This window comes from Streptomyces sp. NBC_00104, assembly GCF_045160825.1.
Taxonomy (GTDB): Bacteria; Actinomycetota; Actinomycetes; order Streptomycetales; family Streptomycetaceae; genus Streptomyces.
This window is the reverse complement of sequence record NZ_CP108215.1, coordinates 3,940,907-3,962,255: the sequence shown is the minus strand read 5'-3', so window position 1 is coordinate 3,962,255 and position 21,349 is coordinate 3,940,907. Positions and strand designations below refer to the sequence as shown.

At 71.3% G+C, this 21,349-nt stretch carries 19 protein-coding genes; 5 read left to right on the top strand and 14 right to left on the bottom strand.

From position 1 onward, the window contains the following. Positions 1–18 precede the first annotated feature (18 nt). From OG272_RS17395 to OG272_RS17350, 10 genes are all read right to left on the bottom strand, one after another. Positions 19–1,050, bottom strand: coding sequence for a glutamate ABC transporter substrate-binding protein (locus OG272_RS17395; RefSeq protein ID WP_405893974.1), 1,032 nt, complete (start codon positions 1,048–1,050; stop codon positions 19–21). 35 nt (positions 1,051–1,085) lie between these two features. After that, entirely contained in the window at positions 1,086–2,570 is a 1,485-nt protein-coding gene (locus tag OG272_RS17390; protein ID WP_327729681.1) for a hypothetical protein, read from the bottom strand. A 290-nt stretch (positions 2,571–2,860) separates the two neighbouring features. Beyond that, positions 2,861–3,817: a BadF/BadG/BcrA/BcrD ATPase family protein gene (locus OG272_RS17385; RefSeq protein WP_327732255.1), complete on the bottom strand. Its 957-nt coding sequence runs from the start codon at positions 3,815–3,817 to the stop codon at positions 2,861–2,863. Between the two features lie 104 nt (positions 3,818–3,921). Further along, positions 3,922–5,187, bottom strand: coding sequence for a 6-phospho-beta-glucosidase (locus OG272_RS17380; RefSeq protein ID WP_326582758.1), 1,266 nt, complete (start codon positions 5,185–5,187; stop codon positions 3,922–3,924). 7 nt (positions 5,188–5,194) lie between these two features. Continuing rightward, entirely contained in the window at positions 5,195–6,094 is a 900-nt protein-coding gene (locus tag OG272_RS17375) for a carbohydrate ABC transporter permease (protein WP_326582759.1), read from the bottom strand. Continuing rightward, the gene (locus OG272_RS17370; RefSeq protein WP_327729682.1) at positions 6,094–7,065 is read right to left on the bottom strand and encodes a sugar ABC transporter permease; all 972 of its coding nucleotides are present in this window, start codon (positions 7,063–7,065) and stop codon (positions 6,094–6,096) included. Before OG272_RS17370 ends, OG272_RS17375 begins: the two co-directional genes overlap by 1 nt. A 25-nt stretch (positions 7,066–7,090) precedes the next feature. Continuing rightward, positions 7,091–8,428, bottom strand: coding sequence for an ABC transporter substrate-binding protein (locus tag OG272_RS17365; RefSeq protein WP_327729683.1), 1,338 nt, complete (start codon positions 8,426–8,428; stop codon positions 7,091–7,093). A 160-nt stretch (positions 8,429–8,588) separates the two neighbouring features. After that, positions 8,589–9,827, bottom strand: coding sequence for an ROK family transcriptional regulator (locus OG272_RS17360; RefSeq protein ID WP_326582762.1), 1,239 nt, complete (start codon positions 9,825–9,827; stop codon positions 8,589–8,591). A 155-nt stretch (positions 9,828–9,982) separates the two neighbouring features. Continuing rightward, entirely contained in the window at positions 9,983–10,819 is an 837-nt protein-coding gene (locus OG272_RS17355; RefSeq protein WP_327729685.1) for a hypothetical protein, read from the bottom strand. Between the two features lie 199 nt (positions 10,820–11,018). Further along, positions 11,019–11,555 (bottom strand): HNH endonuclease, encoded by a 537-nt coding sequence (locus tag OG272_RS17350; RefSeq protein ID WP_037703166.1) that lies wholly within the window; start codon positions 11,553–11,555, stop codon positions 11,019–11,021. Between the two features lie 315 nt (positions 11,556–11,870). On the opposite strand from OG272_RS17350, the gene OG272_RS17345 reads away from it, so the two are divergent. After that, a complete protein-coding gene (locus OG272_RS17345) occupies positions 11,871–12,974 on the top strand; it encodes a mechanosensitive ion channel family protein (RefSeq protein WP_326582764.1) in 1,104 nt (367 codons plus the stop codon). A gap of 134 nt (positions 12,975–13,108) precedes the next feature. Here OG272_RS17345 and OG272_RS17340 read toward each other — a convergent pair whose 3' ends face one another. From OG272_RS17340 to OG272_RS17330, 3 genes are read right to left on the bottom strand one after another with little or no spacing between them, the layout of a single operon-like run. Then, on the bottom strand, positions 13,109–14,467 hold the full coding sequence (locus tag OG272_RS17340; RefSeq protein WP_405893972.1) for an ABC transporter permease: 1,359 nt from the start codon (positions 14,465–14,467) through the stop codon (positions 13,109–13,111). Then, a complete protein-coding gene (locus OG272_RS17335) occupies positions 14,464–15,177 on the bottom strand; it encodes an ABC transporter ATP-binding protein (protein WP_326582766.1) in 714 nt (237 codons plus the stop codon). Before OG272_RS17335 ends, OG272_RS17340 begins: the two co-directional genes overlap by 4 nt. Further along, positions 15,174–15,707: a PadR family transcriptional regulator gene (locus OG272_RS17330; RefSeq protein WP_326582767.1), complete on the bottom strand. Its 534-nt coding sequence runs from the start codon at positions 15,705–15,707 to the stop codon at positions 15,174–15,176. Before OG272_RS17330 ends, OG272_RS17335 begins: the two co-directional genes overlap by 4 nt. A 208-nt stretch (positions 15,708–15,915) precedes the next feature. On the opposite strand from OG272_RS17330, the gene OG272_RS17325 reads away from it, so the two are divergent. From OG272_RS17325 to OG272_RS17315, 3 genes are all read left to right on the top strand, one after another. Continuing rightward, on the top strand, positions 15,916–16,152 hold the full coding sequence (locus OG272_RS17325; protein WP_326582768.1) for a hypothetical protein: 237 nt from the start codon (positions 15,916–15,918) through the stop codon (positions 16,150–16,152). Further along, positions 16,153–18,267: a 4-alpha-glucanotransferase gene (gene malQ, locus OG272_RS17320; RefSeq protein ID WP_326582769.1), complete on the top strand. Its 2,115-nt coding sequence runs from the start codon at positions 16,153–16,155 to the stop codon at positions 18,265–18,267. Between the two features lie 201 nt (positions 18,268–18,468). Then, positions 18,469–18,720 carry a hypothetical protein gene (locus OG272_RS17315; protein ID WP_326585825.1) on the top strand — a complete coding sequence of 84 codons (252 nt, stop codon included), beginning with the start codon at positions 18,469–18,471 and terminating at the stop codon, positions 18,718–18,720. A gap of 119 nt (positions 18,721–18,839) precedes the next feature. Here OG272_RS17315 and OG272_RS17310 read toward each other — a convergent pair whose 3' ends face one another. After that, positions 18,840–19,439, bottom strand: coding sequence for a TetR family transcriptional regulator (locus OG272_RS17310; RefSeq protein WP_405893969.1), 600 nt, complete (start codon positions 19,437–19,439; stop codon positions 18,840–18,842). A gap of 109 nt (positions 19,440–19,548) precedes the next feature. Here OG272_RS17310 and OG272_RS17305 point away from each other — a divergent pair, with 109 nt between their 5' ends. Continuing rightward, the gene (locus tag OG272_RS17305) at positions 19,549–21,240 is read left to right on the top strand and encodes an FAD-dependent monooxygenase (protein WP_405893968.1); all 1,692 of its coding nucleotides are present in this window, start codon (positions 19,549–19,551) and stop codon (positions 21,238–21,240) included. Positions 21,241–21,349 lie beyond the last annotated feature (109 nt).

Below are 21,349 nucleotides of genomic sequence, written 5' to 3'. Positions count from 1 at the left end.
TACGTCGATTCCCGTGTCTCAGTCCCTGTACCGCTGGTCGGCCGGCGGCCGGGAGCTCGCCGAGTCATCGCCGAGCGTCGCGGACAGCCACTTGGTGTACGAGTCCTGCCAGCCGTCCTTGAGATAGTCCACCAGCACCTGGTTCACCCGGCGTACCAGATCGTCCGCCTTGAGGTTCATCGCCACGCCGTAGTACTCGGTGGTGAACGGCTCGCCCTTCAGATCGACGGTCGGGTCCTGGGCCGCCTGGCTCGCGGCGAGGGCGCCGTCGGTGATCACGGCGTCGACCTCGCCGAGCTGGAGCCTCACCAGGCAGTCGAGTTGGTTGGGGACGGGCGGATAGATGACGGCGGACGACACGAGGGCACCCTTGTCCTTGTCGGCCGTCAGCCTCTTCCACGCGGTGGAAGTGGCCGCTGTGCAGATCTTCTTCTTCGCCAGCGTCTTGTCGTAGCCCTCGATCGTCGAGGACTTGGGCGCCAGCAACTGCTGGCCCGTCTTGAAGTACGGCTGGGAGAAGGCGACGTCCTTCATGCGGTCACAGTTGATCGTCATGGTGCGGACCACCATGTCGACCTGCTTGGACTGGATCGCCTTGACGCGCTGGTTCGTGGGAACCGCCCGGAAGCGGACCTTCGTCCGGTCGCCCAGGATCTCCTCGGCGATGCGATGCGCGAGGTCGATGTCGAAGCCCTCCAACTCGGCGTCCGCGGCCGTGTTGTTCGGGTCGCGATACCCCCAGCGGTAGCTGTTCTGGTCGATGCCGATCCTGAGATAGCCACGGTTCTCGATCTCGGTGATCGTCGTGCCGGACTCGTCCCCGGAGGGGCTCAGGCTCTGGTCCTGGGAGGTGGCGTCGTCGCAGTCGTCCGCCCGCGCCTGGATGCCGTGGGCGACGCCCTGGCCGCCGACGCCCGTGGTGCCGTCGCCGCGTGTCCCGCTCACCGGCAGCACCAGGGCGAAGACCACGGTCAGGGCGCAGAGGACCGCCATCGCGCCCACGCCGCCCCAGCCCCTGAGACCGGCCCGCAGGCGTCGTACCGCATTCATCGCGACCCCTTCCACCGTGTCTCCTCCCGCCGTCGTCACCGGTACTCCGAAAGCCTGCGTCCGATGCCCAGCACCGCGCCCGCCGCGCCCAGCACCGCCAGTACCGCGGCACCCACGGGGAGTCCGAGCATCGCGTCGCGGCCGCCCTGGGCCGCCCGCTCGAACTCCTTCGCCTCGTACCTGCTCGCGATGCCCAGGTTCCTGTCGACCTCGTCGAAGCACTCGCCGGTCGGCTTGTCACCGTTCTCGCAGTCGGGTCGGGACTCGCCACCGATCACCTGGTCGAGAGCGCACTGGTAGTCGCCCTTGTCGTCGGCGTCGCGGGCGCTCTCGTGCCGGTCCAGCCACGCCTCCATGCCGGCGCCGGCGGCCTTCACGGGCTGCTCGCCGCTGGCGTCGTCGGCCAGTCGCTCGGCGGCGGCCAGGTGCTTCTTGAGCCCGGCCATCTCCACCTTGAACTCGTTGTCGAACTCGTCCACGACCTCGGGCTTGCCGTCGACCTCGACCGTGGTGGTCTGCGCTCCCCGGCTGATCAGCGTCAGGTTCTCGTTGCCGCGGGCGGTGAGGGAGGCGATGCGCGCGTCGTTCAGGACGGTCAGTGACCGCACGCCGTGTTCGTAGGAGTCGTTCAGCCCCGAGCGGGCGACGGTGTGACCGCCTGCCAGCCACAGCAGGACGACGGTCGAGGCGGCCGTCGCCGCGACGAGACCGTGGTTCAACACCCGGTTCGTACGCTGGTAGTTACGGCGCTGGGCCCAGACGAGGCCGCCGATGGCGAGGACTCCGAGACCGATCGCGGCCCACGGATACGACGTGGCGTCCGCGTAGTCGTCGCGCAGCCGTGCGTTCTCGTTGTCGTAGACCTTCTTCGCCTTCAGGAGCATGTCGTCCTGCATCTTGTCGTTCGCATAGCGCAGGTACGCGCCCCCCAGCGGGTAGCCCAGCCGGTTGTTGGCGCGGGCGCGCTCCACCAGGCCCTTGTACTCCGGCAGCAGGGCGTTCAGTTGCGAGACGAGCTTCTCGGACTCCGAGCCGGGCTCCGAGGCCGAGGCGGCGACGGAGAGATTCCTGGCGGCGTTCTCGATCTCCTCCTCGTATCTCTCGCGCGAGTCCTTCGTCTCCTGGCCCCCCGCGAGAAAGCCGCTGGAGGCCGCCGTGTTGGCGTCGGCCAGGGAACTGTAGATCTCGGCCGCGGCCGAGCTGAGCGGCTGGCTGCCGTGGAGTACGTCGTCGGCGGCGGCCGAGCGGTCGTTCATCTGCCAGGCGGTGACGGAGCCGAACGCGACGACCAGGAGGGCGAGGACGGCACCGATGATGCGCAGCCGGCCGGGCTCGGTCGTCGCGGCGGCGCGCACTTGGTCGACGCCCTCCGCGAACGCGGTGCGGCGGGGCGGGCCGCCGTCCGGGGCCGGGGGCGGGACGGGGGGCCTCGGCGTGTGTGTGGCCTGCGGCGGCACGACGGGGCCCGGGCCCGCGGGTGGTGCCGTCGGTGCCGCGCTGCCCTCCGGCGTGAATGTCACCTGACCTCCCCCTGGTCATCCGTCCGTCACTTCCGCCCGCTCGTGCGGACAGAGGTGCACGGCCGCAAGTATCGCCGTCGGGACTGACCTCGCACAGACCTTGACTCGATCTTGTTCCCCGATCGTGTCCGTACGTGCTGTGCCCGTCGCATTCCGGCGCAGCACAAGGCTTCCCCCACCACCCCCTGCCCATGAATACGCGCTCCGATCGGGTTCGGTTCCCTGGGGGTTCGAACGCGTTCGGGGGGGGAGGTGCGGGGGAGGTGCGGAGGGTGGTGCGGGGAGCCGGGTCACGCTCCTTCGTAATGCGCCCGCACGCGCGCGTGCGCGCTCCTGGGCGCGCCCACGTGGTCGAGGCCGAGCAGCGCCGCGCCCAGCACCGGGGCGGCCGTGACCACCCGGGGGACGGCCTTGGGCGCGGCGGCCGCCAATGACTCGCGGACCCGGGCGTCGAGGAGGGGATGCCGGGCGGCGAGGACACCGCCGCCGAGCAGGACGGGGGTCTCCTCGCCGAGGAGGTCCAGGCGGGTCAGGGCCACCGTCGCCATGGCCACCACCTCCTCGGCCATGCGGTCCACCAGGGAGCGGGCCACCGGGTCGCCGGCGGTCGCCGTGGCGAAGAGGACCGGGGTGAGTTCGTGGCGGCGGACGGCCGGGATGTGCTCCAGATGCAGGGCCTCGACCAGGGCGTACACGGAGTCCAGGCCGAAGTGCGCGGGCAGTGCGTCGGCGAGGGCCGTGGGACCGCCCCGGCCGTCCTCCGCGCGGGCCGCGTGCCACATCGCCTCCTCGGCGAGGCCCCAACCGCCGCCCCAGTCACCGGAGATGCGTCCCAGCGCCGGGAAACGGGCGGTGCGGCCGTCGGGGCGCATGCCGACACAGTTGACGCCGGCGCCGCACACCACGGCCACGCCCCGGGGTTCGGCCACGCCCGCCCGCAGGATCGCGAAGGTGTCGTTGCGGACCTCGACGGTCGTGCCCCACCCGCGCGTGCGCAACGCCGCCGCCAGTTCCTCCTCCTCCACGGGGAAGTCGGCGTTGGCCAGACACGCCGAGACATGGTCCACCGAGCCGACCCCCGCCTCGGCGAAGGCCTGCCGTACGACCTCCGCGAGGCCGTCGACGGCCGGCGTCACGCCCACGGCCGGCGGCTGGAACCCGCCGCCGCGCGCCGCGCCCAGCACCTCCCCGTCCGGCGCGATCACGGCGACGTCGGTCTTGCTGTTGCCCGCGTCGACGGCGAGCACGCTCCCGCGCCCGCCGTCACGCCCGCGCACGCCCGCGCCCGGATCGGGGTGGGTGCCCGCGGTCGAACTCCCGCGCACGCCGTCGCTCACGCCCACGCCGTCGCTCACGCCCACGCGAGGTGCTCCCGGTTGTGCGCGATCAGCCGGTCCGTGAGGGCCTCGGCGTACTCGTACTGCCCGATCAGGGGATGGGAGAGCAGCGCCCGGAACACCCGGTCCCGGCCGCCGCGCAGGGCCGCGTCGAGAGCCAGGTCCTCGTACGCGGTCACGTGCGCCATCAGGCCCGCGTACAGCGGGTCCACGGTCGGCACCGGCAGCGGTGCCGCGCCCTGCGCACCGACGGCCGCCTGCACCTCGATCACCGCGTCGGCGGGCAGGAACGGCAGCGTGCCGTGGTTGAGGGTGTTCACCACCTGGTACGGGCTGCCCCCGTCGCCCAGCAGCGACGCGGCCAGGTCGACGGCCGCCTCCGAGTAGAAGGCCCCGCCGCGCTTGGCGAGCAGCGCGGGCTTCTCGTCGAGGGCCGGGTCGGCGTACATCTGAAGCAACTGCCGCTCCATCGCGGCCACCTCGGCGGCCCGCGACGGTTTCGTACGCAGCTCGCGTACGACCTCGTCGTGGGCGTAGTAGTAGCGCAGGTAGTAGGAGGGGACCACACCGAGGCGGTCCAGGACGGGGCGGGGCAGGCGCAGGTCGGCGGCGATGGTGTCGCCGTGGTCGGCCAGCAGCTTCGGCAGGACGTCCTCGCCGGAGGGGCCGCCGAGGCGGACCCCGGTCTCCCAGGTGAGGTGGTTGAGGCCCACGTGGTCGAGGTGGACCTCGGACGGGGGCACACCCAGGTGCGCGGCGAACTTCCGTTGCAGGCCGATCGCCACATTGCAGAGGCCGACGGCCTTGTGACCGGCCCGGAGCAGGGCGCGGGTCACGATCCCCACCGGGTTGGTGAAGTCGATGATCCAGGCGTCCGGATTGGTACGGCGGACCCGTTCGGCGATGTCCAGGACGACCGGGACCGTGCGCAGCGCCTTGGCCAGGCCGCCCGCGCCGGTCGTCTCCTGGCCGACGCAGCCGCACTCCAGCGGCCAGGTCTCGTCCTGCTCGCGGGCGGCCTGGCCGCCGATGCGGAGCTGGAGGAGGACGGCGTCGGCGCCCTCGACCCCCTGGTCCAGGTCGCCGGTGGTGACGATCCGCCCGGGGTGCCCTTGGCGGGCGAAGATACGGCGGGCCAGGCCGCCGACCAGCTCCAGCCGGTCGGCGGCCGGATCGACGAGCACCAGCTCCTCGATCGGCAGCGTGTCCCTGAGCCGGGCGAACCCGTCGACGAGTTCGGGTGTGTAGGTCGACCCTCCGCCGACCACGGTGAGCTTCATAGCTGTATCAACCCTTTACTCCGGTCAGGGTGACGCCTTCGACGAACGCCTTCTGAGCGAAGAAGAACACGAGGATCACGGGGGCCATGACCAGGACGGTCGCGGCCATGGTCAGGTTCCAGTCGGTGTGGTGCGCGCCCTTGAAGGACTCCAGGCCGTAACTCAGTGTCCAGGCCGCGGGGTTCTCGGAGGCGTAGATCTGCGGGCCGAAGTAGTCGTTCCAGGCGTAGAAGAACTGGAAGAGGGCGACGGCGGCGATGCCCGGCTTGGCCATCGGCAGGACGACCCGCAGCAGGGTGCGCAGTTCGCCGCAGCCGTCGACCCGGGCCGCGTCCAGGTACTCGTTGGGGATGGTCGTCAGGAACTGCCGCAGCAGGAAGATGGAGAACGCGTCCCCGAACGCCATCGGGATGATCAGCGGCCACAGTGAGCCGGACAGGTCCATCTGCTTGGCCCAGAACAGGTACATCGGGATCACGACGACCTGCGGCGGCAGCATCATCATCGAGATGACCAGCATCAGCGCCAGATTGCGGCCCCGGAAGCGGAACTTGGCCAGCGCGTACGCCACCGGGATCGACGACACCACGGTGAGGACGGTGCCGAGGCCGGCGTAGATCAGGGTGTTCTTCCACCAGGTCAGGAAGCCGGGGGTGTCGAGGACCTGCCGGTAGTTGCCCCACTCCCAGGTGTCCGGGACCAGATCGCGGGTGAGCGCCTGCTGGTCGCCCATCAGCGAGGTCAGCACGACGAACACGAAGGGCAGGGTGAAGAAGAGCGCGGCGGCCACACCCAGGGAGTGGACGGCGATCCACTCCAGCAGGGCCCGGCGGCGGGCGGTCCGCTCGCTGTCCCGGGCGGCGACCGACGCCACGGGCCGGTCGCGTACATCGAGTACCTGGGTCATCAGTCACCCGCTCCGATCAGTCCGCCCCGGCGCCGCATCAGCAGCGCGGTGAACACCATCGACAGGGCGAACAGCACGAGGGCGACCACACAGGCGGAGCCGTAGTCGAAGCGCTGGAAGCCGAGGTTGTAGACGAGCTGGGGCAGCGTCAGGGTCGACTTGTCCGGGTAGCCCGGCTCGAACTGCTGGCCGGAGCCGCCGATGATGCCGGAGGCGACCTTCCCGGCCACCAGGGGCTGCGTGTAGTACTGCATGGTCTGGATCACTCCCGTGACCACGGCGAACATCACGATCGGCGAGATGCTCGGCAGCGTCACGAACCGGAAGCGCTGCCAGGCCGACGCCCCGTCCAGCTCGGCGGCCTCGTACTGCTCCTTCGGCACGTCGAGCAGCGCGGCCATGAAGATGACCATCAGATCGCCCACGCCCCACAGCGCGAGCGCGGTGAGCGCCGGCTTGGACCAGGCGGGGTCCGTGAACCAGCCGGGCGTCGGCAGGCCGAGGCCGTCGAGGACGGAGTTGACCGGCCCGGTCCCGGGGTTGAGGAGGAAGACGAAGGCGAGGGTCGCGGCCACCGGCGGGGCCAGGTAGGGCAGGTAGAAGAGGGTGCGGAAGACGCCCGCGCCGGTCTTGATCTTGGTGATCAGCAGGCCGACGCCGAGCCCGAACAGCACCCGGCAGGCCACCATCACCAGCACCAGCCAGAGTGTGTTGCGCAGGGCCGGCCAGAACAGCGGGTAGTCGTCGAAGACGTAGGACCAGTTGCCCAGGCCGCGGAAGACCGGTGTACCGAAACCGTCGTACTTCATCAGCGAGAAGTACACGGTGGACACCAGCGGATAGGCGAAGAAGACGCCGAACCCGATCAGCCAGGGTGACAGGAAGGCCACCGTTCGAAGCGCCGACCGGCGGCGCTTCGAACGGAGCGTGTGCGTGGACACGAGGGACACACGCGGGGAGTGCGTGGACATCGGACGGATCCCGTTTCCCGTCCCGCTACTTCGCCTGCGCGATGTCGGTGTCGATCTGCGCCGCGGTCTTCTCCAGGCCCTTCCGCAGATCCGTCACCTTGCCGGACTCGTACTGGTAGCCGAAGTCCTGGAGCGTCGTCTGGTACGTGGAGCCGTTGATGGAGGCCGGCGGGGTGTTCGAGTGCGTGTTCTGAGCGATGTCCAGGAAGGTCTGGAAGCCCTCGTCCACCTTCAGGTCGGGCGACTTCAGGGCGGCGAACGTGGACGGCACGTTGTGGATGGCGTTGGCGAAGGAGACGACGGCCTCGGTGTCGGTCGTCAGGTACTTCACCAGCTCCCAGGCCGCGTTCTGCTTCTCGCTCTGCGGGGCGATACCGATGATCGTGCCGGAGAGGAAGCCCTTGCCGTACTCGTCGACCTCGTCGTCGGCCACGGGCATCGGCGCGGTGCCGATCTCGAAGTCGGTCCCGGCGTCCTTCGCCATCCCGAGCCGCCACTCGCCGTCCAGCTGCATGGCCACCTGGCCGGTCTGGAACGGGTGCTTGGCCCCCCACTCGTCACCGAAGGTGTTCCGGTACTTCTCCAGCTTCGCGAAGCCGCCGAGCGAGTCCACCAGGCTCTTCTGGTACGTGAACATCTCCGCGAACGCCGGGTCCTCGGAGATGTTCGACTTGCCCTCGGAGTCGAAGTACGCGTGGTCCCACTGCGACATGTAGTGGTCCACGACGGTCTCGTAGCCGTGGTAGTTCGGCATGAACCCGAGCTGCGCGTAGCCGTCGCCCTTGGTCTTGGTCAGCTTCTTCGCGACCTTCGCGAACTCCGACCACGTCTTCGGCGGCGACTTGATGCCCGCCTCCCGATACGCGTCCTTGTTGTAGTACAGCCCGTACGCGTCACCCAGCAGCGGCAGCGCGCACCGGGTGCCCTCGAACTGCGTGTAGTCCAGCATCGGCTTCGGGATGATCTTGTCGAGGTCGAGCTTCGACTTCTCGATGAAGGGCTTCAGATCGAGGAACGCCCCGGACGAGCAGAACTTGCCGATGTTCGAGGTCGTGAACGACGACACCACGTCCGGCCCGTTCGAACCGCCCGCCCGCAGCGCCTGGTTGAGCTTGTCGTCGTTGATGTTCCCGACGACCTTCACCGTGATGTTCGGGTGCTCCTTCTCGAACCGGTCCACGTTCGCCTGGATCGCCTTCACCTCACCGGGCGCGCTCCAGCCGTGCCAGAAGGTGATCGTCGTCCTGGCGTCCGGGTCGTCGGAGGCGGCGCTGTCGGCCTGACCGGTACAGGCGGTGGTGAGGAGGGAGAGGGAGGCGGTGACGGCGAGCGCGATCGCCGCTTTCTTGGATATTCCGGGCATGGCGAGGTCTCCTGAGGGAGGGATGGGGTGTTGAGAGAGGAAGGGGCGCGCCCGGAAAACCTCAGGGGCGCGGGGCTGTGTCGATGTGCGGCTCCGCCGCGTGGGCGCGACCAGCCACGAACGGTCGACAGTTTTCAAGCGGCCTGTGAAGCGGCCGAATTCAGCGGAGCGTCAGCGTGTTGAAGACTTCGTCACGGGTCGCGGCGAGCGCACTCTCCAACGCCCCCCGCAACACAGGGTGTTCACGTACGTCACCGAGAACGAGCCGGGGCCTGGACGCGGCCAGCTCCGCCAACTCGGCCTCGACGAGCGCCCGCAGCGGCTCACCGCCGGCGGTCAGCGCCGTACCGCTGAGGACGACCAGCTCGGGGTCGAGTACGGCGACGAGCGAGGCGATACCCGTGGCGAGCCCGGTGGCGTAGGTGGCCAGGAGTCGTCGGTGGGGCCCGGAGTCGACAGCGGCGGCGGCCTGGGCGACGAGCGCCGCCGCGACCTCGGCGTACGGCCCCTGCGGCACCGGAGAGATCCCCAGCTCACGGGCGAGCCGGGGAATGATCTGCGAACCGGCGAGTTCCTGGAAACCCCCGCTGTTCGCCTTGGTCACCTGGCGGACCAGCGGCACCCCGGGGACGGGCAGGAACCCGACCTCCCCGGCACCCCCGGTGAACCCCCGGTGCAGCCGTCCGCCCAGGACGACCGCGGCGCCGAGACCGCCCTCGTTCCACAGGAGGACGAAGTCGTCGTGGCCCCTGGCCGCGCCCAGCCGTTGTTCGGCCAGCGCGGCGAGGTTCACGTCGTTCTCGTACTCCACCGGCATCGGCAGCGCGGCGGCGAGTTCGTCGAGGAGGGCAGGGGAGTGCCAGCCGGGCAGGTGCGAGGCGTACCGCAGCCGCCCGGTGTTGGGATCGAAGGCGCCGGGGGTGCCGATGACCGCCCGGCGCACGTCGGACCGGACGAGTCCGGCGGCCTTGACCGCCCCGTCGAGGGCGGTGGTGACCTGCCGTACGACGGGTTCGGCGGGGCGTCGTCCGGGGGTGGGGACGGCGTGCTCGCCGACCGTGCGGCCGGTGAGGTCGGCGACGGCGGCCAGGACCCGTTCGGGGGTGACGTCGACGCCGGCGGCGTACGCGGCGGTCGGATCGACCGCGTAGAGCTGGGCGTTGGGGCCGGGTCGGCCCGCTCCGGAGCCGCTCGCGCCGGTGCCGGACCCGTCCGTGCCGGTGCCCGTGGCGATCACGAGTCCGGCGGCTTCGAGGCGGGCCAGAAGCTGCGAGGCGGTCGGCTTGGACAGCCCGGTCAGCTTGCCGAGCCGCGTCCGGGAGAGCGGTCCGTGCTCGAGCAGCAGATCGAGCGCGGCGCGGTCGTTCATGGCGCGCAGCACCCGCGGGGTTCCTGCCATGTGTACGCCACCTGCCCAACTGTTAGGAAAGTTTCCTGTCGGATGCCAGGACGATAGGACTAGACCAGATGAGCGTCAATATCCGGCCAACAAAAACCGCCCCCGGGCAACGGAGTCGTTACCTGGGGGCGGTGCCCGCGACGCGGGAGGCGGCGCTACTTCACGTCGACGTAGTCCGCCGCGGACGTCTTCGCGGCGGTGGTGGACGTACCGGCGAACGTGTACCGGTACGAGCCGTCCTTCGACGCCTTCACCGTGGTGGTCAGGGCTCCGCCCGTGCCGGAGGTCACCGTCTTCACGTCCGTGTAGGCGGTGGCGCCCTTGGCCTTGAACTGGAGGGTGACCTTCTGGCCCTTGTAGGCGGTGTAGCTCCGCTTGGCCCAGTCGGCACGGGTGAGGCTGCCCTTGACGGTCAGGGTCTTGCCCTTGACGACCGGCTCAGGGGTGGCGTTGACGGTGAGCTTGGCGATCCGCTGCAGCTTGGCCGTGCCGAGGCCGCCCCACAGGTCGTAGCCGTTCTCGAAGCTGATGTGGTCGTCGGAGTCGTCGTTGTCCACCGAGATGTGTCCGTAGAAGGCGCCGGCCTTCCAGGTGGTGGCGTCCGCGGCGCCCATCAGCTGCTCACGCGGGTCTACGGTGAGTACCGTCGTGCACGACTCGGTCACCGTGGTGTCCGTCGTCGTGGTCGGGGTGCACTTGGGCGCCCTGGAGAGAGCCTCCAGCCCGTTGTCGGGGTCCGCGAGCCTGCCGCGGTACAGGACGATGCCCAGGAAGTTCGTCTCGTAGTCGATGGCGAAGTCCGACGGGCGGGTGAAGCTGTACGTGACCGGAACGGTCACCGTGGCCTTGGTGCCGACCGCGATCGGCTTGCCCTTGTTCACCGTGACGGCACCGAAGGTCAGCTCGGGCGAGTCGGCCAGCGCGGCGGGCGCGGCCAGACCGGTGAGAGCCAGGGCGCCGGACATGACGGCACCTATGGCGAGCTTGCGCATGAGTCCCCACATTCGAAGCGGGCCCCTGGGCATGGCGCTCCAGAACAAGGGCCCACCGTTGGGGTGACACTAGGCGATCATGTGTGTGGGGGGAACGCGGGGCACCTGTGAAGACGGTAACGAATGCGCAGGTCAACCGGATGTGGGCGTTCCGGGTGCCCCGTGACGGGGGCACCCGGCCATACAAAAACCCGGACCGTCAGGCGGAGATGCCGTCGATCCGGGCCATCGCGTCGTCCGCGCCGAACGGCTGCAGGTAGGGCAGCCAACGCGGGTCCCTATGGCCGGTGCCGATGATGCGCCAGGCCAGCCCGGTGGGCGGGGCGGGTTTGTGGCGCAGGCGCCAGCCGATCTCGACGAGATGGCGGTCGGCCTTCACATGGTTGCAGCGGCGGCACGACGCGACGACGTTGTCCCAGACGTGTTTGCCCCCGCGACTGCGCGGGATGACGTGGTCGACGCTGGTTGCGACGCCACCGCAGTACATGCACCGGCCCCCGTCGCGGGCGAACAGCGCCCGACGGGTCAGAGGAACGGGCCCCCGATAGGGGACCCGGACGAATCGCTTGAGCCGGACCACGCTGGGTGCGGGGACTGTGACGGTCGCGCTGTGCAGGTAGGCGCCGGATTCTTCCAGGGAGACGGCCTTGTTCTCCAGGACGAGGACGAGCGCGCGGCGGAGCGGTACGACGCCGAGCGGCTCGTACGACGCGTTGAGGACCAGGACGTGCGGCACGGATGCCTCCTTGTACGCCGGCGGCGCGTGGCTCGCGCCGTGGACGATCCGTAGTCAGTCTCCCCTCATGCCTGGTGGAAGCGCCACCATGTCCCGGTAACGGGCTGGGAGTGTTTTCGACCACACCCTGATTCATCCCCCACGGTGTGCGCCCTTCACTCCCTGGTGAGCGCCTTGTCTCCCTCGAACATGGCGACGACCTCCACACAATGCCCCGTTAGTGTGGTGACCCTGCCCGTCCGGTGACCTTTCCGTGATCCGATCGATCTTGACCGCCGTACCGGAGGGCGGATAACGCACCTGGAGGTACCCGCCGTGTCGCCCGTTTCTTCCCTGCCCCTCCTACTGGCCGCCGCCGCGCCGTCGCCGTCCCCCTCGGAGACGTCGACGACACCGGCCGTGCCGTCGCTGGAGGATGCCCAGGAGAGCGCGACCAACGCCGCCAGCTGGGTGGAGGAGAACTGGTCCACATGGCTGGCCATCGGTCTCCGCGTCCTGCTGATCGTGGTGATAGCGGCGGTGCTGAGAGTGTTCGTCCGGCGGGCGATCACCAAGCTCATAGACCGGATGAACCGCTCCGTCCCGGGCGTCGAGGGCGGCACCCTCGGCGGTCTGCTCGTCAACGTCGAGCGCCGCCGCCAGCGCTCCCAGGCCATCGGCTCGGTGCTGCGCTCGGTGGCGTCCTTCCTCATCCTGGGCACCGCCGCCCTGATGGTCCTCGCCACCTTCGAGATCAACCTGGCCCCGCTGCTGGCCTCCGCCGGTGTCGCGGGCGTCGCCATCGGTTTCGGCGCCCGGAACCTGGTCACGGACTTCCTCTCCGGCGTCTTCATGATCCTGGAGGACCAGTACGGCGTCGGCGACACCGTCGACGCGGGCGTCGCCTCCGGCGAGGTCATCGAGGTCGGCCTGCGCGTCACCAAGCTGCGCGGCGACAACGGCGAGATCTGGTACGTCCGCAACGGCGAGGTCAAGCGCATCGGCAACCTCTCCCAGGGCTGGGCGACGGCCGGCGTCGACGTCACCGTCCGCTACGACGAGGACCTCGACAAGGTCCGCCGCACCCTCGTGGAGGTCGGCGAGGCGATGAGCAAGGAGGAGCCCTGGAACGAGCTCCTCTGGGGCCCGATCGAGGTCCTCGGCCTCGACGACGTCCTCCTGGATTCGATGGTCGTCCGCGTCACCGCCAAGACCATGCCCGGCAAGGCCCTCACCGTCGAGCGCGAGCTGCGCTGGCGCATCAAGAAGGCCTTCGACGCCGCCGACATCCGCATCGTCGGCGGCGCCGTGGCCCTCGCGGGCGACGACACGGACACCGACCCGACGGCGGGCATGTCACCCCCGTCGGCCTACGCGTCCACGACGTCGCCGCAGTCGGAGCGGGCTACGCCGATCGCGCCTTCGGGGGTGCCGAAGTAGCGCGAGGGCGCGTACGCGGTTGTGCGGAGCAGTGGGGGCGCCCGGAGAAATCCGGGCGCCCCCACTGCTCCGCTCGCACCTTCCGGCGGCCCAGGAGCACCCCCGTGTCCCCTGGGACGCCAGGTCTTGAGGCCCTACGCGTACCGCAGTTCCGTCGGACGCACCGATCGGCGCAGCAGCGGCAGCGAGGTGGCTGCCGCCAGCAGACAGGCCCCGTACACCGCGAGGGGGACGAGCAGTGCCCCGAGCGGCAGGATCGAGACGCCGCCCACGGCCAGGGCGTACCAGCCGGCGATCGTCGTGCCCCCGACCCCGGCCACCAGCATCGACGGCGCCAGCGGCAGCGCGGTCTCCAGCAGCAGGGCACGCCCCAGCACCTCGTACGGCACCCCGGCGGCGACCTGCGCGGCCAGGCCCCGGCGGCGGGTGAAGAGCGACTCGGCGGTGCCGACGGCCAGCCCGAAGAGGGTGATGGCGAAACCGACGAGGATCGCGGCGGCCACCAGGTTCAGTCCGGTGACGTAGAAGGACGCCCTCTCGGCGAGGTTGTCGGTGCTGTTCACCACCGTGAGCAGTCCCTGCCGTATGCCGATGAACCCGCTGCCCACGACGGTTCCCATGAGGACGGCCGCGTGGGTGCGGGCCGAGGCCCACGGGTCGTCGCGCAGCCGCTCGGCGGCGATCAGTACCGCCGGGGTCTCGGCGCGCGCGGCGACCAGCCGGCCGGTGAGCTTCGAGGCCGTGCCCGAGAGCCACACCGCGCCCGCGCCCACCGCGAGCAGCGCGCCGGAGACGGTCAGCGGGGCGTAACTGGGCGAACGGTCAGGCATGTCGCGGTTGGTGTTGGCGACGAAGAGCAGCGCCCCGAGCACCACCAGCGCCACCGCGCCCAGGAACACCCACCCGGGCCCACGGCCCGACTGCGGCCGCACCCGGCGCACCCAGCCCAGCGGAGAGGCCACCACCCGGCGTAGCGCCAGCGCACTCGCGACCGCGCCCAGCGCCGGTACCCCCAACGCCACCAGGGCGATGCCGACCCAGGCCAGCGCGGGCGGGGTCCACGCGCTCAGCAGAAGCAGCACGAAGAAGACCGTGACGACCAGGGAGCCGACCAGACAGGCCGCTGCCGTCTCCAGCGCCGCGATCCTGCGTACCTGGGGCGCCGACGCCCCGGCCAGCCGCAGCCCGGCCAGTCGCCGGTCGCGGTGCACGGCACCGACACGGGTGCACTGACCGAGGAGCCCGAGCACCGGGACCAGCAGGAGCAGCAGGGTGAGGATCACCCCGGAGCGCTCGCCGGGGTGATTCAGCAGACCGTTGCCGAACCGCACGCTGTACTGGCCCTCCAGCGAGGCCAGTGCGGCCGCCGCCATGCCGAAGCCGGTGGCCAGGGCCGCCCCGAGGGCCGTCAGCGACACCCGCCACCACTCGCGCCGGTCGGAGCCCCGGGTCAGCAGCAGGGCGAGGCGCACGTCGTTCGCCAGCGCGCTCACCGGGACACCTCCAGCGCCGCGTCGGCCTCGGAGGCCACGACCCCGTCCTTCAGCGTGACCTCGCGGTCCGCGTACGCCGCGGTCTGCGCGTCGTGCGTGATCAGCAGCACCGCCGTACCGGACTCCCGGGCCGTGTGCGTCAGCGCCGCCATCACCTGCTCGCTCGCCAGCGAGTCCAGCGCCCCGGTCGGCTCGTCCGCGAACACCACCTTCGGCGCGGTCACCAGCGCCCGCGCCAGCGACACCCGCTGCGTCTGGCCGCCGCTCATCTCCCCGGGCCGCTGCTCCTCCTGCCCACGCACGCCGAACCGCTCCAGCCACTCACCGGCCCGCTCCCGCGCCTCCGTGCGGGCCGTGCCGGCCAGCAGCAGCGGCAGTGCGACATTGTCGACGGCCGTCAGCTCCGGTATCAGCTGCCCGAACTGGAAGACGACCCCGAAGTCCGTCCGGCGCAACTCGCTCAGCTCCTTCTCGGGGAGTTGGTCGAGCCGCTTTCCGGCATACGCCACCGAGCCCTCGTCCGGCCGCACGATCCCCGCGAGACAGTGCAGCAACGTGGACTTCCCGCTGCCGCTGGCCCCCGTGACGGCGAGGATCTCGCCCTCGCGCAGCTCCAGCGAGGCGCCGCGCAGCGCCCGCGTCCTGCCGTGCTCCTTGACGAGACCGCGGGCCGCGAGCAGCGGCACGGGGCTGGCGTTCTTCTCGTTCATGCTGTGTCGACCTCCGCGGTCAGGGTGGTCAGCCGGGCCGCGGTGGTGTTCATCCAGCGGAGATCGGCGTCGAGATGATTGAGGGCGTAGTCCGCCGCGAGGACGGTCGAGAGATCGGCTCCCGGCGCGGTCTTCACGGCCGTCAGCTCCCGCATCCGCGTCATATGCGCGGTGCGCTGCGCCCGTAGGTAGGCGGCCGGATCGCCGTCGGCGAGGATCGAGACGACCAGCTTGGCGAAGATCTCGTTCGTCACGAACGGCGCGGGCGGTGTGATCTCCCCGGCCCACTTGGCCAGTTCGCGCGCCCCCTCGCCCGTCGAGCGGTACATCGTCCGCTCCGGGCCGCTGTCCGCCTCGGTGCCGTCCACCTGGGCGAGTCCGTCGCGGACCAGCCGCTGCAGGGTCGTGTAGACCTGCCCGTAGGCCAGCGGACGGGCCTGCGGAAAGCGTTCGTCGTGCCGTCGCTTGAGGTCGTAGCCATGGCTCGGCCCACCGGCGAGCAGCCCCAGCAGGATGTGGCGGGTGCTCATGGAGATCAGTATGCACTGAGTATATGTACTGAGTGAATAGTGAGGGGAACAGTGAGCGGGAAACCGGTGATGATCGGGAAATCGGCCCGGCGTCGAAGTGAACAACACCACGATGTCCGCCCACCCACGTCTGCGGCGGCGCCCGCTGGGTAGGGCTGGAGTACCCCGGACCCGCATCCCATCGCCGTACGACGACAAGGAGGCCCCCGTGGCCGCACCGGCTCACCTTCCGACCCAGGCCCGCTCCAAACGCGAGGCGCAGCCCTTCGAGCTCCATGAGCCCCATGTCTGCGTCTTCAGCTCCGAGGGCCCCTGCGCCGACGTCCCCCTGACCAGCGAGCCCCCGCTCCCCGACGCCGAACCCCTCACCAGCGAGCCGCCTCTCACCGACGCGGCCCCCCTCACCAGCGAACCCACGTCCCACGGCGCCGCATCGGGGGTCTAGATGCCACCACACCCGGCCGACTCCGGTGAGCCGTCACCGGAGAGACCACTGGCCCGGCTCGCCGCCCTGCACGGCGTCGCCACCTCCTACAGCCCCTCCCCGGACCGTGCGGTCGCGGCCTCGGACGACGCCGTCGTGGCCGTGCTCGCCGCGCTGGACGTCGACGCGAGCACCCCCGAGGCCGTGGGCGCCGCCCTCGCGGCACGTGAACGGCAACGGGGCGAACGGCTGTTGCCGCCGACCGTGGTCCACTGGACCGACGGCGAGCCCCCCGCCGCGCTGACCGCCCTCCCGGACGGCACCCGGCTGCGCATCGAGACCGAGCAGGGCGAACTCCGCTCCACCGTCGAGAAGCTGCCCCCGGGCGTGCACGCCCTGCGCGCCACGGCCCCCGACGGCCGCACCGCCGAGGCCCACCTCGTCGTGGCCCCGGCCCGGCTGCCCGTCCCGCCCGGCCGCACGTACGGCCTCCTCGTCCAGCTCTACTCCCTCCTCTCGCAGCGCAGCTGGGGCATGGGCGACCTCGGCGACCTCGCCGAACTCACCGCCTGGGCCGGCCGCGCCCTCGGCGCCGGATTCGTCCAGGTCAACCCGCTGCACGCGGCCGTCCCCGGCGTGCCCACCGACCCCTCCCCGTACCGCCCCTCCTCCCGCCGCTATCCCGACCCGGTCCACCTGCGCGTGGAGGACGTACCGGAGTACCCGTACGCCCTCTCCGCCGCCGCCTCGTCCCCCGACGACCGCGACCGCGTCGGCGCGCTGCTGGAGCGGGCCGCGCGCCTGCGGGATTCCGTCCTGTCCAAGGGCGAGCTGATCGACCGGGACGCGGTGTGGGACCTCAAACGCGAGGCCCTGGAACTGGTTCGCGCCGTACCGCTCGGCCCCGGGCGGCGGGCCGCGTACTGGGACTTCCTCGCCGAGGAGGGCGAGGCCCTGGAGGACCACGCCACCTGGTGCGCGCTCGCCGAGGTCCACGGCTCCGACTGGCAGCGCTGGCCGACGGGCCTGCGCGACCCGCGCTCGGCCGAGACGGCCCGCGCCCGGGGCGAGTTGATGGACCGGGTCGACTTCCACACCCGCCTGGCGTGGCTGACCGACGCCCAGCTCGGCACCGCGCAACGCTCCGCGCGCGACGCGGGCATGCCGATCGGCCTGGTGCACGATCTGGCCGTCGGCGTCCACCCCGGCGGCGCCGACGCCTGGGCCCAGCAGGAGTACTTCGCGGCCGGCATGTCGATCGGCGCGCCCCCCGACGCCTTCAACTCCCGCGGCCAGGACTGGGGCCTGCCCCCCTGGCGCCCGGACCGCCTCGCCGAGAACGGCTACGCCCCCTACCGCCGCCTCCTGCGCGCCCTCCTCCGCCACGCGGGCGCCCTCCGCATCGACCACGTCATGGGCCTGTTCCGCCTCTGGTGGGTCCCGCAGGGCCAGGCCCCCACCGAGGGCACCTACGTCCGCTACGACGCCGACGCCATGCTCGCGATCCTGGTCCTGGAGGCCTCACGGGCCGGCGCCCTGGTGATCGGCGAGGACCTGGGCACGGTCGAGCCCGGCGTGCGCGAGGCCCTCGACGCCCGCGGTGTCCTGGGCACGTCCGTCCTCTGGTTCGAACGCGACTGGGAGGGCACGGGCCGCCCGCTCCCGCCCGAACGCTGGCGCGCGAACTGCCTCGCCACCGCCACCACCCATGACCTCCCGCCCACCGCCTCCCGGCTGACCTGCGACCACGTCGACCTCCGCCACGGTCTGGGCCTGCTCACCCGTTCGCTGGCCGAGGAGCGCGCCGAGGCCGCCGCCGACGCGGGCGAATGGCTGGCCCTCCTGGCCAGGCTGGGCCTGCTGGACGGTGCCGGCGGAGGCATCTCCACCACCTCCGAGGAGGACCGGATCCAGGCCCTCCACCGCTTCCTGCTCCGCACCCCCGCCCGCATGGTCGGCCTCTGGCTCCCCGACACCCTCGGCGACCGCCGCCCCCAGAACCTCCCCGGCACGTGGGACCAGTACCCGAACTGGCGCCTGCCGATCGCCGACGCGACGGGGCGCCCGGTGACGCTGGAGGACCTGGCGGCGTCACCTCGGCTGTACGCGTTGGTGGAGGTGCTGAGGGGCGCGTGAGAGCTCGGGGGTGGGGGGACCAGGCCCCCGCGCCCCTGAAGAGCATGGGCTGCGCCCCCTGCTTTTCAGGGCGCGGGGAACTGCGCGACCAGCCACGAACGACCCGCACCCGCCGACGCACTCCGCACCCCCGAGCTGTTAGGCGCCCCCGGCCGCGCGGAGCCCACCCGCGTTCGTTACCTTTAGCGCGTGGACAAGAAGGTGGACAAGAAGAACGCCCTGCGCGCCGGCGCCCTGGCTGCCGGTACGACGCTGATGATGCTGCTCATGTCGTCCCCCGCGCTCGCGGTGACGCCCGACGACGGCGACGACCCGGGTCCGGGCCTCAGCGTGTTCGAGACGCTCGGCCTCTTCGTCGTGGCGCCGCTCGCGCTGTTCGCGGTGATCGCCGGTCTGGTGATGGTCCTGGACGGGTCGACGGACCGTCAGCCGAAGGCCAAGGCGAAGGCCTGACCGCCTCCGCTCCGCCTTTCTCGACGCTTTCCATCGAGGGCACCCTTCGCGCAGCTGTGCGCCGGGGGTGCCCTCGGCGTGTCCCGGGGCGGCCGTCGCCGCTGTGACCGTGCGTCGGCTCAGGGGTACGGCGTCGGGTACGGCGCCGTGAGGTACCGCTGCACCGTCGGCCCCAGCCACTCCACGATCTCCTCGCGGCTCAGCGCGACCGCCGGCGGGAACCGCAGGATGTAACGCGCCAGAGCCATCCCCAGCACCTGTGACGCACACAGCGCCGCCCGGGTCGAGGCCTGCTCGGGGTCGGGGCACACCTGCCGGGCGAGCGGCAGCAACTGGTCCCGGAACACGCTCTGCATCCGCTCGGCGCCCGCCTGGTTGGTGGCGCCGACCCGGAGCATCGCCGTGAGCACCTCGTTCTCCTCCCAGAGGCCGAGGAAGTGGTTCACCAGCACCCGGCCCACGTCCCGCACGTCGAACGCGGTCGGGTCCGGCAGCCGCAGGTCGACGTCGAGCGCCGCGGCGTACAGCGCCTCCTTCGAGCCGTAGTACCGCATGACCATCGACGGATCGATCCGCGCGTCCTTGGCGATCGCCCGGATGGTGGCCCGGTCGTAGCCGTCGGCCGCGAACCGCTCGCGCGCGGCCAGCAGGATCGCGTGCCGGGTGGCGTCGGAGCGGCGGGCCGCTTTCGCGGGAGGCGAGGGTTCCGTATCCGTCATGCCAACAAACGTAGGCCAACACTTGTTGACAGTCCAGCGGTGCGTCTCTACGTTGACAACAGGCGTTGGCCAACAAACGTTGACCAACATGTGTTGGCAGGAGGCCGCCATGAACGGCGAGAACGGCGAGCACGGCGAGAACGGCAGGCACGGCAAGCGGAGCAAGCGCGGCACCACCCCTCACGCCCGTGACGCTCATGACCTTCAGGGCGCTCAGGACGCTCAGGACTTCCAAGACGTCATCGTCGTGGGGGCGGGTCCCACCGGCCTGCTGCTGGCAGGCGACCTCGCCGCCGCAGGCATCCCGGTCACGCTCGTCGAGAAGCGCCGGCACCGGATCAGCAACCTCTCGCGGGCCTTCGTCGTGCACGCACGCACCCTGGAGCAGCTCGACGCCCGAGGCCTCGCCGACGACCTGGAGGGCAGGGGGCAGACCCTCGACCGCCTCAACCTCTTCGGGCGTCTCGCCGTGCGCCTCGACACCCTCCCCTCCCGCTTCAACCACTTGCTGGTGATCCCGCAGTACGAGGTGGAGAAGGTCCTGGAGCGGCGGGCGGTGGAGGCCGGGGTGCGGTTCCGGTACGAGACGGAGGTGACGGCGATCGACCAGGGCCAGAGGCAAGAACAAGGCCAGGGGCAAGAACAAGGCCAGGGTGAGGGCCCGGGTCCGGGCGTCGTCACGGTCCGCGTGCGGACGGCGGACGGGGGGACGGAGCGGCTGACCGCCGCGTACGTCGTCGGGACGGACGGGCACCGCAGTGCGGTCCGCGAGGCGATCGGGTTGCCGTTCCCGGGGAGGTCGGTCATCCGTTCCGTGGTCCTCGCGGACGTGCGGCTCGACGAGAAGCCGGCCCAGGTGCTGACCGCGAACGCCGTCGGTGACGCCTTCGCCTTCATCGCCCCCTTCGGCGACGGCTACTACCGGATCATCGGCTGGCACCGCGGTCGTGACGTCCCCGACAGCGAGCCGCTCGATCTCGACGAGGTCAGGGAGATCACCCGGCTCGCGCTCGGCCGCGACTACGGCATGCGCGAGGCTCGCTGGATGTCCCGCTTCCACAGCGACGAGCGCCAGGCCCCCGCGTACCGGGTGGGCCGGGTCTTCCTGGCCGGGGACGCCGCCCACGTCCACACCCCGGCCGGCGGGCAGGGCATGAACACCGGTCTCCAGGACGCCGCGAACCTCGGCTGGAAGCTCGCCGCCGTCCTGGGCGGCCACGCGGACCCCGCTCTCCTCGACACCTACGAGGCCGAACGCCACCCCGTCGGCAGGTCCGTCCTCCGCAGCAGCGGCGGCATCGTCCGCCTCGCCATGGCCAAGTCCCCCTGGACCCTGGCGCTCCGCGCCGCCCTCACCACCCTCGTCAACCACCTCCCCCCGGCCCGCGCCCGCGCGATCGGCCAAATCACCGGCATCGGCTACACGTACGCGGCACCACGCGGCGCCCACCGCCTGGTCGGCACCCGCGTCCCGGACGTCACCCTCACCACCGGCCGCCTCTACGAGTCCCTGCGCGGCGGCCGCTTCGTCCTCATCACCCCGCGGAACGCCCCGCAGGGCCCTGCGGCCTCGTACGACACCGGGTCCCCGTCCCGTAAGGGCCGCCTCGTCGTGGAGACCTGGGCGAGCGACCGCCGCACGACCGTCCTCGTGCGCCCGGACGGCTACGTGGCCTGGGCGACGGACGGAACGGAGCGCGCGGAGAAGGGGGAGAAGGGGGAGAAGAGGGAGAAGGGTGGGGACGCCCCGACGGTCGAGGCCGCGCTGACGGCGTGGCTGGGCGCCGGTGCCGCGTCCTAGACGACTCCTCGGTCAGCTCTTCGGTCAGCTCTTCGGGCTGATCTTCGGACAGCTCTTCGCGCCGATCTCCGGACTGGTCTTCGGGCGGCTCTTCGTGTACCTCCCCGGG